Origin of the sequence: Erythrobacter ramosus (assembly GCF_009828055.1) — a bacterium.
Classification (GTDB): Bacteria; Pseudomonadota; Alphaproteobacteria; order Sphingomonadales; family Sphingomonadaceae; genus Erythrobacter; species Erythrobacter ramosus.
In genome coordinates, this window is the sequence record NZ_WTYB01000002.1 from 907224 (window position 1) to 922188 (window position 14965).

Annotated in this window: 16 protein-coding genes; 14 read left to right on the forward strand and 2 right to left on the reverse strand. The window is 65.7% G+C overall.

The genetic code is table 11. The features are described 5' to 3' along the window. Positions 1-24 precede the first annotated feature (24 nt). The 11 genes from radC to GRI59_RS11020 all read left to right on the forward strand — a co-directional run bounded on the left by radC (position 25) and on the right by GRI59_RS11020 (position 9402). Positions 25-759: a RadC family protein gene (radC, locus tag GRI59_RS10970; protein ID WP_419866800.1), complete on the forward strand. Its 735-nt coding sequence runs from the start codon at positions 25-27 to the stop codon at positions 757-759. A 69-nt stretch (positions 760-828) separates the two neighbouring features. Further along, the gene (gene purB / locus GRI59_RS10975; protein ID WP_160761200.1) at positions 829-2139 is read left to right on the forward strand and encodes an adenylosuccinate lyase; all 1311 of its coding nucleotides are present in this window, start codon (positions 829-831) and stop codon (positions 2137-2139) included. Between the two features lie 76 nt (positions 2140-2215). After that, positions 2216-2611, forward strand: a complete 396-nt coding sequence (locus GRI59_RS10980) for a LapA family protein (RefSeq protein ID WP_160761201.1) — start codon at positions 2216-2218, stop codon at positions 2609-2611. Continuing rightward, entirely contained in the window at positions 2608-3282 is a 675-nt protein-coding gene (gene pyrF, locus GRI59_RS10985) for an orotidine-5'-phosphate decarboxylase (RefSeq protein ID WP_160761202.1), read from the forward strand. The genes GRI59_RS10980 and pyrF overlap by 4 nt, the downstream gene beginning before the upstream one ends. An 8-nt stretch (positions 3283-3290) precedes the next feature. Continuing rightward, positions 3291-3653, forward strand: a complete 363-nt coding sequence (locus GRI59_RS10990; RefSeq protein ID WP_160761203.1) for a VOC family protein — start codon at positions 3291-3293, stop codon at positions 3651-3653. Between the two features lie 145 nt (positions 3654-3798). Then, positions 3799-4302, forward strand: coding sequence for a GNAT family N-acetyltransferase (locus tag GRI59_RS10995; RefSeq protein WP_160761204.1), 504 nt, complete (start codon positions 3799-3801; stop codon positions 4300-4302). Positions 4303-4312: 10 nt separating this feature from the next. Further along, entirely contained in the window at positions 4313-4948 is a 636-nt protein-coding gene (locus GRI59_RS11000) for a phosphoribosylanthranilate isomerase (RefSeq protein WP_160761205.1), read from the forward strand. A 103-nt stretch (positions 4949-5051) separates the two neighbouring features. Beyond that, positions 5052-6266, forward strand: a complete 1215-nt coding sequence (gene trpB, locus GRI59_RS11005) for a tryptophan synthase subunit beta (protein ID WP_160761206.1) — start codon at positions 5052-5054, stop codon at positions 6264-6266. Between the two features lie 178 nt (positions 6267-6444). Next, positions 6445-7239 (forward strand): tryptophan synthase subunit alpha, encoded by a 795-nt coding sequence (gene trpA / locus GRI59_RS11010; RefSeq protein WP_160761207.1) that lies wholly within the window; start codon positions 6445-6447, stop codon positions 7237-7239. Next, entirely contained in the window at positions 7236-8090 is an 855-nt protein-coding gene (accD, locus tag GRI59_RS11015) for an acetyl-CoA carboxylase, carboxyltransferase subunit beta (protein ID WP_160761208.1), read from the forward strand. The genes trpA and accD overlap by 4 nt, the downstream gene beginning before the upstream one ends. 13 nt (positions 8091-8103) lie before the next feature. After that, positions 8104-9402: a bifunctional folylpolyglutamate synthase/dihydrofolate synthase gene (locus GRI59_RS11020; protein WP_160761209.1), complete on the forward strand. Its 1299-nt coding sequence runs from the start codon at positions 8104-8106 to the stop codon at positions 9400-9402. 191 nt (positions 9403-9593) lie between these two features. Here the strand turns inward: GRI59_RS11020 and GRI59_RS11025 are convergent, their stop codons facing one another. Then, entirely contained in the window at positions 9594-11309 is a 1716-nt protein-coding gene (locus tag GRI59_RS11025) for an AmpG family muropeptide MFS transporter (protein ID WP_160761210.1), read from the reverse strand. Between the two features lie 116 nt (positions 11310-11425). Between GRI59_RS11025 and GRI59_RS11030 the strand changes: the two genes are divergently transcribed. The 3 genes from GRI59_RS11030 to rsmD are packed head-to-tail and all read left to right on the forward strand — an operon-like array spanning position 11426 to position 14303. Further along, positions 11426-12556 (forward strand): aromatic ring-hydroxylating oxygenase subunit alpha, encoded by a 1131-nt coding sequence (locus GRI59_RS11030; RefSeq protein WP_237440778.1) that lies wholly within the window; start codon positions 11426-11428, stop codon positions 12554-12556. A gap of 50 nt (positions 12557-12606) precedes the next feature. Continuing rightward, entirely contained in the window at positions 12607-13725 is a 1119-nt protein-coding gene (locus tag GRI59_RS11035; RefSeq protein WP_237440779.1) for a pseudouridine synthase, read from the forward strand. Continuing rightward, the gene (gene rsmD / locus GRI59_RS11040; protein ID WP_160761212.1) at positions 13722-14303 is read left to right on the forward strand and encodes a 16S rRNA (guanine(966)-N(2))-methyltransferase RsmD; all 582 of its coding nucleotides are present in this window, start codon (positions 13722-13724) and stop codon (positions 14301-14303) included. The genes GRI59_RS11035 and rsmD overlap by 4 nt, the downstream gene beginning before the upstream one ends. On the opposite strand, the gene GRI59_RS11045 is transcribed toward rsmD, so the two are convergent. After that, complete coding sequence (locus GRI59_RS11045; RefSeq protein WP_160761213.1) at positions 14300-14722, reverse strand: hypothetical protein; 423 nt, start codon at positions 14720-14722, stop codon at positions 14300-14302. The genes rsmD and GRI59_RS11045 overlap by 4 nt on opposite strands. Positions 14723-14965: the final 243 nt, after the last annotated feature.

Consider the following 14965-nt stretch of genomic DNA (forward strand, 5'->3'; position numbering starts at 1 on the left):
CCCAACGCTTTCCCGGAGGTCGCATTGCCGGAAGCTGAAGACACTTTCTCGTTTCTGGACGGCGCCGTGCCCGACTTCGATGCCGGCAAGGCTGCGGGCGATGGTCACCGCGCGCGGCTGCGTCAACGCTTGCTGACCGGAGGGGCCGAGGCGCTGGCGGATTACGAAGTGCTCGAATACCTGCTGTTCGCCGCCATCCCGCGCGGCAATACCAAGCCGATCGCCAAGGCACTTTTGGCCCAATACGGGAGCCTTGCAGGCGTGCTCAACGCCGATCCCAAGGCCTTGCAGCGCGTAAAGGGCGTGGGCGAGAACAGCGCCGCCGCGCTCAAGGCCGTCGCCCTCGCCGCCCGCCGGATGGCGCGCGGTGAGATCATGGGCAGGCCGGTGCTCGGCAGCTGGCAGGCGCTGATCGACTACCTCACCACCGATATGGCGCATCTGACGGTCGAGCGCGTCAGGGTGCTCTATCTCGACACCAAGAACCGGCTGATCGATGATCACCACGTCGGCGACGGTTCAATTGATGAAGCCGCAATCCACCCGCGCGAAGTGATCCGCCGGGCGATGGACGTGGGCGCGAGCGCCATGATCCTCGTTCACAATCACCCCAGCGGTTCGCCCGAACCCAGCCGCGCCGACATCCAGATCACCCAGCGCATCGCCGAGGCGGGGCGGCACATGGGCGTGACCGTCCACGACCATGTCATCATCGGGCGCGAGGGGCATACTTCGCTGCGGGCCAAGGGCCTCATCTAGCGCTCTTGCCATCCGCGCCCCGCCCGCCTAGCCCGCGCGGCGAGAATTCAGCCCCAAATGGAGCCGCCGATGGTCCCCCGCTATTCCCGCCCTGCCATGACCGCCCTGTGGGAGCCTGAGGCGAAATATCGCATCTGGTTCGAGATTGAGGCGCACGCGACCCAGAAGCTCGCTGACCTCGGCGTCGTGCCGCACAGCGCGGCCAAGGCGCTATGGGACTGGTGGGCCACCAATCCCGCGATTGATGTCGCCGCGATTGACGCCATCGAAGCTGTCACCAAGCATGACGTGATCGCCTTCCTTGACTGGGTGGCGCAGCAAGTCGGCGAGGAAGCGCGCTTCATGCACCAGGGCATGACGAGTTCGGACGTGCTCGACACCACCCTGTCGGTGCAGTTGGCCCGCGCGAGCGACCTGCTGCTAGCCGATCTCGACGCGCTGCTCGCCGCGATCAAGACCCGCGCCGAGGAGCATAAGTACACCCCCACCATCGGCCGCAGCCACGGCATTCATGCGGAGCCGGTGACCTTCGGCCTGAAGCTGGCCCAGGCCTATGCCGAGTTCGACCGCTGCCGCGCACGGCTGGTGGCGGCGCGTGCCGAGATCGCGACCTGCGCGATCAGCGGCGCTGTCGGGACATTCGCCAATGTCGATCCGGCGGTGGAGGCTTACGTGGCCGAGCAGCTTGGCCTCGAAATAGAGCCGGTGTCGACGCAGGTGATCCCGCGCGATCGCCATGCGATGTATTTCGCCACGCTCGGCGTGGTCGCCAGCAGCATCGAGCGCCTCGCGACCGAAATCCGCCACTTGCAACGCACCGAAGTTCTGGAAGCCGAGGAATATTTCTCCCCTGGCCAGAAGGGTTCATCGGCGATGCCGCACAAGCGCAACCCGATCCTCACCGAAAACCTCACCGGCCTTGCCCGGCTGGTGCGGTCGGCCGTCACCCCGGCATTGGAGAATGTCGCGCTATGGCATGAACGCGACATCTCGCATTCCTCGGTCGAGCGCTTCATTGGCCCCGATGCCACCATCACGCTCGACTTCGCGCTCGCACGGCTGACGGGGGTGGTCGATAAGCTGCTGATCTACCCGGCGCGGATGGAGAAGAACCTCAACCGCATGGGCGGCCTCATCCATTCGCAGCGCGTGCTGCTGGCGCTGACGCAGGCGGGGCTGACGCGTGACGATTCCTACCGGCTCGTCCAGCGCAACGCGATGCGCGTGTGGGAAGCCGACGGCGCCTTGAACCTGCTCGATCTGCTCAAGGCCGACGCCGATGTCACCGCGCGGCTTGCGCCGGAGCAGCTCGATCAGCTGTTCGACCTCGGCTACCACTTCAAGCATGTCGACACGATCTTCGCACGGGTGTTCGGGTGACAGCAGCGATGCTGGACTCATCGGCACAATTGCTTAGGTTCGCAGCCGTCGCAGTCCATCGGGAGAGGCAGACTTCGTGAAGATCCTTCGCACCATCCTGTGGGTTCTGGTCGGCATCGGCTTCCTGATCTTTGCGATCTACAACTGGCAGCCAGTCGAGCTGACGCTGTGGCAGAATCTCGTGCTGGAAACCAAGGTGCCGGTGCTGGCGCTGTTGGCGTTCTTGGCGGGCTTCTTGCCGATGTGGGCGCTGCATCGCAGCGTGGTGTGGGGTCAGAACCGCCGCATCCGCGCGCTGGAAACTTCGCTCAAGAACACCGCCATGGCCCGGCAGCGCGAGACCCAATCGCCCGCCTTGCCGGTCGGTGATAGCGTAGTGGATAGCCCTTTGGACAAGCCGGGCACAAAGTCGGGAGAAGTGGCCGATCCATTCGGCCCCGCCGACACTGGCGCAGACGGAGGCGGAAAATGAGCAACCCGGTCTATCTGGCACTCGATGTGCCGAGCCTCGAACCGGCCAAGGCGCTGGTCGAGAAGGTCCGCTCGCATATTGGCGGGGTGAAGCTAGGCCTTGAATTCTTCTGCGCCCACGGCGCGCACGGGGTGCACGAAATCGCGCATCTCGGCTTGCCGATCTTCCTAGATCTCAAGTTCCACGACATCCCCAACACGGTCGCGAAGGCGATGCAGGCGATCCACGTCTATGAGCCCGCGATCGTCACCGTGCACGCCAGCGGCGGGCGCGCGATGATGGAGGATGCCAAGGCCGCCGCTGCCGAAGACTGCAAGGTGGTCGCAGTGACGATGCTCACCAGTCTCGACACCAATGATCTGACCGCCACCGGCGTCTATGGCAGCGCCGAGACGCAGGTGATGCGGCTTGCGGAGCTGGCCCATGCGGCGGGCCTCGACGGGATCGTTTGTTCGGGGCAGGAAGTCGGGATGGTCAAAAAGGCGTGGAAGGACGGTTACTTCGTCGTCCCCGGCCTGCGCCCATCCGGCGGCGGCACTGGCGATCAGAAGCGTGTCGTGACGCCGAGACAGGCGCGCGACAACGGCGCAAGCGTGCTCGTCATCGGCCGCCCCATCAGCCGCGCGGACGATCCGGTCGCGGCAGCGCGGGCGATCGAGGCGACGCTTTAGGCGCTCTTGTGGCGGACACGGCCACCCCCAACCTCCCCGCCCGCGATTTCGCAGCAACGGCGGCGTTCTACGCTAAGCTCGGGTTCGAGGAGGATTACCGCTCGGACGGGTGGATGATCCTTTCGCGCGGGGATGTGACGCTGGAGTTCTTTCCATACCCCGATCTCGACCCCTACCAGTCGTCGTTCAGCTGCTGTCTCAGGCTCGACGATCTGGGCGCAATAATGCGGCGGGTCGAAGCCAGCGACGTGCCGGACGCACGCGTCGGCGTCCCGCGCTTTCACCCCGCCGCGCCTGATCCGAGCGGGCTGACGATCGCCTATCTGATCGACCCCGATGGCACGCTGCTGCGGCTGATCCAGAACGATTGATGCCGAAGCCTTCGTCACCCTGAACTTGTTTCAGGGTGCATTTGTCCATAGGCGCCAGAGTCTCGTTGCGCCGCGATAGATGCTGGAAGCACAGCTCTGCAACGCAGAAACGAGTTCAGCATGACGAAGTTGGACAAGAGACAGCATGACCATCACCCCCGCCACTCCGACCGATACGAGCGCTTTGAAAGCGCTGCTCGAAGCTGCCTACCGCGGCGATTCGGCCCGGCGAGGGTGGAACCACGAGGCGGATATCCTCGATGACGAGCGGACCGCGCCGGGCGAGATCGAGGCTTTGCTGGCTGACCCTGCCGTCACGATCCTAACCGCACGCGATGATTATCATCTGATCGGCTGCGTGGCGGTCACCCGCAAGAACGCCAGCCTCGCCTATCTCGGGATGCTGTGCGTGCTGCCGACCTTGCAATCGGGCGGCATGGGTCGCCGCTTGCTCGATGCCGCCGAAGACCTCGCCCGCACCCACGGGATAGCGGCGATTGAGATGACGGTGATCGACAGCCGCGACAGTCTGATCGCGTGGTACGAACGGCGCGGCTACCACCGCACCGGCGAAACCCGCCCCTTCCCCGTGCCGCGCGATCCGCCGGTGACTTTTGCGGTGCTGGAAAAGCCGCTCGGCCCGGCGTAAGGGCGCGCGCATGGCTGACACCCTCGTCAAGATTTGCGGGATCTCCACCCTTGAAATCCTCGCGGCTGCGGTGAAGGCAGGGGTGGATTATGTCGGACTCGTCCATTTCGAGAAAAGCCCGCGCCATCTCTCGCTCAGCCAAGCAGCGCGGCTGCGCGGCTTGGTGCCGCCGCAGGTCAAGGTCGTGCTGCTGGTGGTCAACCTTTCCCCCGCGACGCTCGCAGAGGCGGTGCGCGAGGTGCGGCCCGATGTGGTGCAATTCCATGGGCAGGAGACCCCCGAAACCCTCGCTCGCTTCCGCGCCGCAACCGGGGTCGAGGCTTGGCGCGCGCTGGGCGTGCGGGATGCTGGCTCGCTTGCCGATGCCGCACAGTTCCATGGCGCTGCGGACCGCTTGCTGTTCGATGCTCCCTCTTCGGGCCTCCCCGGCGGCAACGGCACACGCTTCGATTGGGACCTGCTTAAGGCCTACAAGGCGCCGACCCCCTGGGGCCTCGCTGGCGGCCTGACCCCCTCCAATGTCGCCGACGCGATCAGGCTGACCGGCGCGCCGCTGGTCGATACCTCCTCGGGCGTCGAAAGCGCGCCGGGGATCAAGGACGTGGACAAAATCGCCGCCTTCTGCAAAGCGGCGCAGCAATCCTAGCCCCATCCGTTCGCCCTGAGCTTGTCGAAGGGCCGTCCTTCTCTTATTCGCTGAGCCCGAAGAAAAAGCAGGGCTTCGACAAGCTCAGCCCGAACGGAATTTTATGAACACGCACCTCAACTCCTTCCGCACCCAGCCCGATGATCGCGGCCATTTCGGCCAGTTCGGCGGGCGCTATGTCGCTGAAACGCTGATGCCGCTGGTGCTCGATCTGGAGCGAGAATATCGTAAGGCGCAGGTTGACCCGGCGTTTCAGGCCCAATTCGATGATCTGCTTGAGCATTACGTCGGCCGCCCGAGCCCGCTCTACTTCGCCCCGCGCATCACGGAAGAACTCGGCGGCGCACAGGTGTGGTTCAAGCGCGACGAGCTCAATCACACCGGCGCGCACAAGATCAACAATTGCATCGGCCAGATCCTGCTGGCGATGCGGATGGGCAAGACCCGCATCATCGCCGAGACCGGCGCGGGCCAACACGGGGTGGCGACCGCGACGGTCTGCGCGCGCTTCGGCCTGCCTTGCGTGATCTACATGGGCGCTGAAGACGTGAAGCGGCAGGCACCAAACGTGTTCCGCATGAAGTTGCTCGGCGCAGAGGTCATCCCCGTTACCAGCGGCGGCGCGACGCTGAAGGACGCGATGAACGAGGGCCTGCGCGATTGGGTTGCGAACGTCCACGACACCTTTTACATCATCGGCACCGCTGCAGGCCCGCACCCCTATCCGGAGATGGTGCGCAACTTCCAGAGCGTGATTGGCAAGGAAGCCCGCGCCCAGATGCTCAGCCGCACCGGCCGCCTGCCCGATCTGCTGGTCGCCTGCATCGGCGGCGGATCGAATGCGCTGGGGCTGTTCCATCCGTTCCTCGATGATCCGAGCGTCAAGATGCTCGGCGTCGAAGCGGCAGGCCACGGCCTAGACGGCGATCAGCACGCCGCCAGCCTGCTCGGCGGCTCCCCCGGCGTGCTCCACGGTAACCGCACCTATCTTTTGCAGGACGAAGACGGTCAGATCACCGAAGGCCACTCGATCAGCGCAGGCCTCGATTACCCCGGCATCGGGCCGGAGCACGCATGGCTGAAGGAATCGGGCCGCGTCGATTACACCGCCGTCACCGATGACGAGGCGCTGGAAGGCTTCCAGCTGCTCTGCCGCACCGAGGGGATCATTCCCGCTTTGGAACCCTCGCACGCCATCGCCGCCGTGGCCAAGGTCGCGCCGACCATGCCCAAGGACAGCATCGTGCTGATGAATCTGTGCGGGCGCGGGGATAAGGACATTTTTACGGTGGCCGAAAAGCTGGGAGTTGAATTGTGAGAGATTTGCTCGATCGCCATGCTCTGATCCTGTTTGTCGCATTCAACATGGTCGCAATCGCGGGCACATCATACGTCCACGGAAAGTACGGCGTGCCGCTGCCGAACCCTCTTTGGATTGTCGCAATCAGCGGGATCGCCGCTCTGGCTATCCGATCTGTTGCCAAGTCTCTGCGCATATGACCCGCCTCTCCACCACCTTCGCCGCGCCCCGCCCCTCCCTCGTCTGCTTCATCACCGCAGGCGATGGCGACACCGCGGCCAATCTCGATGCGCTGGTGGAAGCCGGGGCGGATGTGATCGAACTCGGTATGCCCTTCACCGATCCGATGGCCGATGGCCCCGCGATCCAGAGCGCCAATCTGCGCAGCCTCGGCGCGGGCACGACCACCGCCGATGTGCTGCGCTACGCGACCGAGTTTCGCGCCCGGTACCCCGACGTGCCGCTGGTGCTGATGGGCTATGCCAACCCCATGGTGCGTCGCGGCCCCGAGTGGTTCGCCGAGGCCGCTGCCGCAGCGGGCGTCGACGGCGTCATCTGCGTCGACATTCCGCCTGAGGAGGACGACGCGCTCGGCCCGGCCCTGCGCGCCAAGGGCATCGCCCCGATCCGCCTCGCCACGCCGACGACCGATGCCGCCCGCCTGCCGCAGGTGCTCGCCGGGTCCGAAGGCTTCCTCTACTACGTCTCGGTCGCCGGGATCACCGGAAAGCAGCAGGCCGTGCAGGCGAGCATTGAAGAAGCCGTGGCGCGGCTCAAGCAATCGACCGATCTGCCCATCGCTGTCGGCTTCGGGGTGCGCACGCCCGAGCAGGCCGCTGCCATCGCCAAGGTCGCGGATGGCGTGGTGGTTGGCAGCGCGCTGGTAGAAATCTGCGGTGAATATGGCGCTGCGGCTCCGGCCAAGCTAAGGGAACTGACCGCAGCCCTCGCACAGGCTGTCCATTCCGCCCGTCAGGAGCAAGTGGCATGAACTGGTTCACCCGCGTCCGCAGCACGCTCGGCTTCTCCTCGGAGCAAAAGACCACCACGGAAAAGGATCTGTGGATCAAGTGTCCGTCGTGCCAGGAAATGCTGTTCGTGCAGGAATATGAGGCGAACCTCAGCGTCTGCCCTAAGTGCGAGCACCATGGCCGGATTGGTGCCGATGCGCGCTTGGCCTTGCTGCTCGATCCCGGGTTCGAGGTGCTGCCGCTTCCGAAGGTCACAGAAGACCCGCTGCAGTTCAAGGATACCAAGAAGTACACCGACCGCTTGAAGGCTGCGCGGGCGGCCAATCCGCATGAGGACGCCTTCGTGGTCGGCTCCGGCTTCATCGAGACGCGTCCCGCCGTGGTCGGCGTGCAAGACTTCAGCTTCATGGGCGGCTCGATGGGCATGGCCGTGGGGCAAGCCTTCTGCGAGGGTGCGCAGAAGGCGCTCGACCGCCACTGCGCTTATGTCGTGGTGACGGCAGCGGGGGGCGCGCGGATGCAGGAAGGGATCCTCTCGCTGATGCAGATGCCGCGCGCGACTGTGATGACGCGGCGGCTGAAGCAGGCCGGGCTGCCCTATATCGTGGTGCTGTCCGACCCCACCACGGGCGGCGTGACCGCTAGCTACGCCATGCTCGGCGACATCCACATTGCCGAGCCCGGCGCGTTGATCGGCTTTGCCGGGCAGCGTGTGATCCAGGACACGATCCGCGAACAGCTGCCCGAAGGCTTCCAGCGCGCCGAGTACCTCCACAAGCACGGGATGGTCGACATGGTCGTGCCGCGCCGCGAGTTGAAGGCGACGCTGGGGCAAGTGCTCGACTACCTTCAACCCGTGAAGGCCGCCTAACCCGCTCCTTCCAATGAAGCCGCTCGATTTCGGCCGGTCGGACGACCCGCGCGTCCAGGCGCAGCTTGACCGGCTGAGCGCGCTCAGTGTGCCGCAAGGGCGGCTCGGGCTGGAGACGATCCGCGCGCTTCTGGACCGCCTCGGCAATCCGCATCGCCAGCTGCCGCCGGTGTTCCATGTCGCAGGGACTAACGGCAAGGGTTCGACCTGCGCCTTCTTGCGCGCGATGCTGGAGGCTGAGGGATACCGCGTCCACGTCACCACCTCGCCGCATCTGGTGCGCTACAATGAGCGCATCCGCTTGGCAGGCGAGCTGATCTCCGACGCGGCGCTGGCCGAGGTGCTGGCGGAGGTGCTCAATGCAGGCGAAGACCTCGCCCCCAGCTTCTTCGAAGTCACCATCGCCGCCGCCTTCCTTGCCTTCAGCCGTACGCCTGCGGACGTCTGCGTGGTCGAAGTCGGCATGGGCGGGCGCTTCGATGCGACCAATGTGCTGGAGCCCGAGGCGCTCGCCGCGTGCGGGATCGCCGCACTCGGCCTTGATCACGAACGCTTCCTCCTCGCGCCCGAGGACGGCGTGCCGCTGGAGCCGATGGCGCGGATCGCGTTTGAGAAGGCGGGGATTGCCAAGCAGGGCGTGCCGCTGGTGACGCTGTCCTACCGCCCCGAGTCCAACCGCGAGGTGATCGCCGCCGCTCAGCGCGCAGGTGCGCCGCTGGCGATGTGCGGCGATGCGTGGGATGTGCGCCCCGGCGTCATGACGACCTACCACGATCAGGTGGGCACCTTCACCTTTCCCCGCCCCGCTCTGGCAGGCGTGCATCAGGTGCAGAACGCCGGACTGGCGCTCGCCATGATCCAGCATCAGGACCGGGTGACGGTTGATCCGCTGGCGATGGCCAAAGGGCTGCTGAACGCCCATTGGCCTGCGCGGATGCAGCGCCTCAAGGCAGGCCCGCTCACCGGCACGCGCGAAGTGTGGCTTGACGGCGGGCACAACCCACAGGCGGGCGCGATGCTGGGTGAGCACTTCGCCGGGCAGCGCCTGCACCTCGTGATTGGCATGATCGAGGGCAAGGATCCGACGGCGGTCACTGTCCCACTCGGCCCCACCCTCGTCAGCATCACCGCTGTGCCGGTGCCGGGGCATGACTGGCATCCGGTGGAAGCGTTTGGCCCCAAAGCCCGCCCTGCCCCCGATGTGGCGAGCGCAATGGCGATGATCCCCGATGACGGCCTCCCCATCCTCATCGCCGGTTCGCTCTACCTCGCGGGCGAGGTGCTCAGGCTCAACCACGAGCTGCCGGACTAGCCCGCTCGCCCCGTGTCCCCGCCCGTGTTGGAGACACATGAGACACTGTCCAAGAACAGAAAATCTCCGGCCCCGCACACCCGCTTTCACGCAGGGAGCGGGAGCGAGAAAAAGGGTCGCCAATCGCTGACGATGTCACCCGCGATGCGAGTAGGAAAGCGCTCGCGCAAAGGATGCTGCCGCCCCGAAGGTCAGACCAGCTCCGGCTCCGGCGGCGGCGCGTTTTCCGGGCGGCCGGAGCGCGCCTGCCGCACCCATTCGATCACGCACAGCACAACCGCGAATGCGCCAATCCCGGTCGTCAGCAGGAACACATCGTAATAGCCCCGCTCTTCAATCATCTGGCCCAGCGCCGGACGGCCCAGCGTCCCCACCAGCATCGTCAGCGAGGACAGCAGCGCATATTGCACCGCGCTATAACCCTTGGCGACCACACTCGAGAGATAGGCGACAAACGCCGCGCCTGCGATGCCGACCGCGATGTTCTCCGCGCCGATGGTCAGCATCAGCCGCGCCATCCGGTCATCCGCACCGAACTGCCCAGCGAGCCAGGTGAAGCCGGTCAGGTCGCTCGCCGCCTGCATCCGCGCGCCGCCAACGGCGAGATCGGCATAGAGCAGGTTGGTCAGCGCCGCGATCACCGCACCCAGTGTCAAAGTGGTCATGCGGCCGATCACCGTCAGCAGCGTGCCACCCAGCGCGAGGCCTACGATCAGCGCGCCGACGCCGAAGAACTTGGAGGCGATCGCCACCTCGTCCTTGGTATATTGCAGCTCGCCAAGGTAGAACGGGTAGGCAAAGCTCCCCCAGATCGCGTCGGTGATGCGGTAGGACAGCACCAGTGCGATCACCAGCACGGCGGCCCATTTCAAACGCCCGATAATCTCCGCCAAGGGCAGGATCAGCGCGCGGTAACCGTGATCGAGTGCGGTGTCGTAAGCCGTGCGCGCGGGCGCGTCGGCAGTCAGCACATGGCGGCCCTGCTTGCGCATTGACTCCAGCCAGCCCGCGATCAGACCGGGGATCACCACCGTCGCGATCACAATCAGTGGGCCCATTTGGGTCACGAACTCGGTCGAGTCCGGACGGGCTTCGGGCGTGGCTGTGAGCGAGCGAACCATGAACACCAGCACCGTCACCAATGCCCAGCCCCACAGCAAGGCGACTGCCCCCAGCGCATAGGCCCGGACACGCGGGGTCATCTGCCCTGCCTGCCGCAATGTGCCAAGGTTACTCCGCTCATCCGCCAACGCCGCCACCGTCCGTTCGGCATCGGGCGCGAACAAGCCGAGGAAGCCCACGAACAGCAAAATGCCGCCCATGCTGGCGAAGACTGTCGGCCAGCCAAGCCGCTCCGCCATGAACAGCGCCAGTGCCCCGCCCACCAGCGCGGCGACGCGGTAACCCATCTGGAATACGGTCGAGAGGATGTCGATCGTCGCCACCTCGTCCGCCACGTCCACCCGCCAAGCGTCGATCACCACGTCCTGCGTCGCGCTGGCGAAGGCACCGATCCCGGCGAGCAGCGAGAACACGCCGAGCGAGGACAGCGGATCGAGCAGCGACAGCACCACCAGAATCCCGCCCAGCAACAATTGCGCGGTCACGATCCATTGCTTGCGCTTGCCCAGCCGCCGCAGCCCCGGAAGGTCGACCCGGTCAAGCGCGGGCGACCACAGGAACTTGAAAGCGTAGGCGAGCCCAACCAGCGAGAATACGCCCATCGTTTCGACATCGACCTTGGCATCGGTCAGCCACGCATAGAGCGTGCCGAGCAACAGTGCGTAAGGCAGGCCCGAAGCAAAGCCGAACAGCAGGACATAGCCGGTCTTGGGATGGCGCAGCGCCGCCATCAGCGCGAGCCAGCGCGACAGGCGTGTGCGGTGTTCTAAGGCGGCTTCGGCCATTGACGATCCCATGCTGTCAGGTGGCGATTTGCGCCAGCCCGGTTTCGTGCCACACTAGGCGCAGGGAAGAGGATGAGAAAAGAGCGATGAACGCCGCAACAACAGATTTGCCCCGTTTGAGTCCGACGCCGGGCCAATTGGCGCTTGCCGAGGCGATCCGGGAGGGCCGCGCCAAGGTCGCTGGCGGAATCCAGACGGTGCCTGCGAGCAATTACACAAGTCCCGATCACTTCGCCCGCGAGAAAGCGGCGCTGTTTGACCGGCTGCCGCAGGTGCTCGCGCCGTCCGCGCTGTTGCCCGAGCCGGGCATGGCGGTGCCGCATGATGCGACCGGCCGCCCGCTGCTCATCACCCGCGACGCCGAAGGGCGCGCGCACGTCTTCCTCAACGTCTGCCGCCACCGAGGCACGCGGTTGGTAGAGGGGAGCGGGGTGCAATGCGCCAAGCGGCTCGTCTGCCCCTATCACGCCTGGACCTACCGGCTCGACGGGGGATTGCTCGCCCTGCCCCGGCCCGAGACCTTCCCGGGGCTCGACAAGGCGGATTACGGTCTGGTCGAACTCCCTAGCCTTGAGGCTGGCGGGTTGATCTGGTTCTCTCCGGTCGCAGGCGCCGATTTCAGCGATGCGCAGGCCTTGGGCAATGATCTTGACGCCTTCGCCCTTGGCAGCGCGCACTTGTTTCGGCGCAGGACTCACATGGTGAAGGGCAACTGGAAGCTCATCATGGATGCCTTCCTTGAAAGCTACCACGTCACCCGGCTCCACGCTGCCACCATCGGGCCATTCTTCAAGGACGGGATCACTGCGGGCGACCAGATCGGCCCGCACCAGCGTTCCGCCGTCGGGCGGCTGGAGGAAATGGAGAGCGTCGACCTCACCGACATGGCGGCGCTGCGGCGGGTGGTGACGTTTGCCTATCAGCTGCTCCCGGCAACCGTGATCGTGCCCAGCCCTGATTACGTCAACGTCATGGTGCTGATGCCACAGGCAGCCGACTTGACCTTGGTGGAAGACTTCATGCTCATCCCCGAAGCGCCCACCACCGAAAAGGCGCTGGCGCATTGGGAAAAGAGCTGGAACCTGCTCGACGGCGGAGTCTTTGCGTCAGAGGATTTCCGCGCCGCCGAACTTGGCCAGCAGGGGCTTTCCTCTGGTGCGGTCGAGCATATCACGCTCGGCACGCTCGAAGGCGGGATCGCGCGGTTTGACCAGATCGTGGCTGAGGCCTTGCAGGCGGCGCCCTGACAGGCATTTGGCCGGTCGCATTTCTGGACGAAATGCTTTAGGCGCGCCCGATGCCCACCCAGCCCCCCCGCTCCGAAAATCGCCCCGAAGGCGACCGTATTGCCAAGCTGCTCGCCCGCGCGGGTGTTGCCAGCCGCCGCGAGATCGAGCGGATGATCGCCGAAGGGCGCGTGGCGCTGGATGGCAAGGTGCTTGATACCCCCGCAACCATCCTCGCCAGCCTCAAAGGGGTGACGGTCGATGGCAATCCGGTCGCCGCCGCCGAAGCCACGCGGCTGTTCGCATTCAACAAGCCCACCGGATTGCTGACGGCCGAGCGCGACATGGCGGGCCGCCCGACGATCTACACGGCGCTGCGCAACGCCCTGCCCGCCGGCACGCCGCGCTTGATCCCGGTCGGGCGGCTCGATTTGAACACTGAAGGCCTGCTGCTGCTCACCAATGATGGCGGGCTGAAGCGCACGATGGAACTGCCCGCCACCCAAGTGCCGCGCACCTATCGCGCCCGTGCGTTCGGCGTGGTGACACAGAGCCAGCTGGAAGATCTGATGGACGGGGTCGAGATCGATGGCGTGCGCTACGGCTCGATCGACGCGAACCTTGAACGTTCCTCGGGCCGCAACCTGTGGATCGAAATGACCATCACCGAAGGCAAGAACCGCGAAGTGCGCCGGGTGCTGGAATATCTGGGATTGCAGGTCAACCGTTTGATCCGCACCGGATACGGCCCGTTCAACCTTGGCGATCTGCCGCGCGGTCAGGCGGTCGAGCTGACCGGCAAGCCGGTGGCGCATTTCCTGTCGGAGATGACCGGCACGCCGATCCCGCGCGGCGGGGTGAAGAAAGCCGACAAGGTGATGATCGCCGCCCCGGAAAAGGCGCCACGCCCCCCGCGTCCTCCGGCCCGCAAAGGCCCTTCCGCTCGCCCGGCGCCGCGCAAAGATGCCACTGCCGCAGTGTTTCCGCGCAAGGAAGCTGAGCCTGCAAAAACCGCCCCGCGCAGAGGCCCGGCTGCGTCCCCTGCACCACGCAAGGGCGCCGAAGCCTTGACCAACGCGCCGCGCAAAGGCGCCCGCGATGGACCCCGCCCGCCGCGCTCGGGCGCAGGAGCGCGCAAGCGTCCGGCTCCGACACGCGGCCTCACCGGGCCGCGAGGTCCGCGCAAATGAGGGTCATCGCAGGCGAGTGGCGCGGTCGTAAACTCGCCGCACCCAAAGGCGACGGCACGCGGCCTACAGCAGACCGCGCGCGCGAAACGCTGTTCGCGATGCTCACGAGTCGCTTAGGCGATTTTGACGGATTGCAGATTGCTGATCTGTTCGCAGGCTCCGGCGCACTTGGGCTGGAAGCCCTGTCACGCGGCGCGGCGCATTGCCTCTTCGTCGAACAGGACCGCGCGGCGGTGGATGTGATCCGCGCCAATATCACGGCGCTGGGCGCGCAGGCCCGTTCGCGGGTTGAGGTGGGGTCGGTGATGCAATTGCGCGCGGCTTCAGTGCCGCTCGACCTGATCCTCGCCGATCCGCCCTACCAATCGGGCGCGGGCGAGGTGGCGCTGGATCGCTTGCTGCGCCTTGGCTGGATCGGTCCGCAGACCTGGATCGCGGTCGAAACCAGCTTCAAGGAAGATGTGGTGATAAAAGGCCTCACGCTCGATGCGGAACGCCGGGTCGGCAAGGGCAAGCTCAGTCTGTTACGACTGGCCGCATCCGATGCCGACCCGGGTCCTCCTGAAGCGGTGGCTTAGCTGCTCAGAGCGTCAAGCTTGGTCTTGATCTGAGCCCAGGCCGATTCGCGCTGACTGTCCGTCAGCTTGGCCAGCGTTTCCTTGTCGCCGTCAGTCAGACGCCAGAACATTTCCTGACGCTCATCGGTCAGCGACCAGAAGTAGTTCTGCGCTTCAGGCGACCAGGCCTGATACGCCGTCTGCTTGTCGGCCGGCCACGAATCCATCTGGGCAACCTGCTCGGCAGTGGGTTCCGGGGCAGGAATCGGCGCAGGCGCTTGGGTTGCGGGCGGCGGTGCCGCTTCGGGCATAGACGGCGAGGCAGTGGTGCCCGGCATCGGTTCAGACGGGGTCTGCTCTTGTGCACCGACCATTGCCGGGGCCATCACCAGAGCCATAGCCGCACCGGCGAGGCCGAACCTATTCAGAGACTTATGCATGGGTATCTCCATTTCTAACTGACCCAAGCACAACGAACGCAAAAATTCTGTCTGGCCGCTCAGTCCCCTGCTGACCTGACATTACCGAGTATGTGGCGGTCAGCCTCAGGCGCAACCCAAGCCCCAGCCAGACAACCTGCCGAGGCCACAGCCCATCGGCAATTGTGGTTGAAAGGCGGCAAGCCGATGCTCCGCCTGCCGCGCGCTGTGGGCAAAGCGGCACCTCGCAGCTTGCCCCTGCGG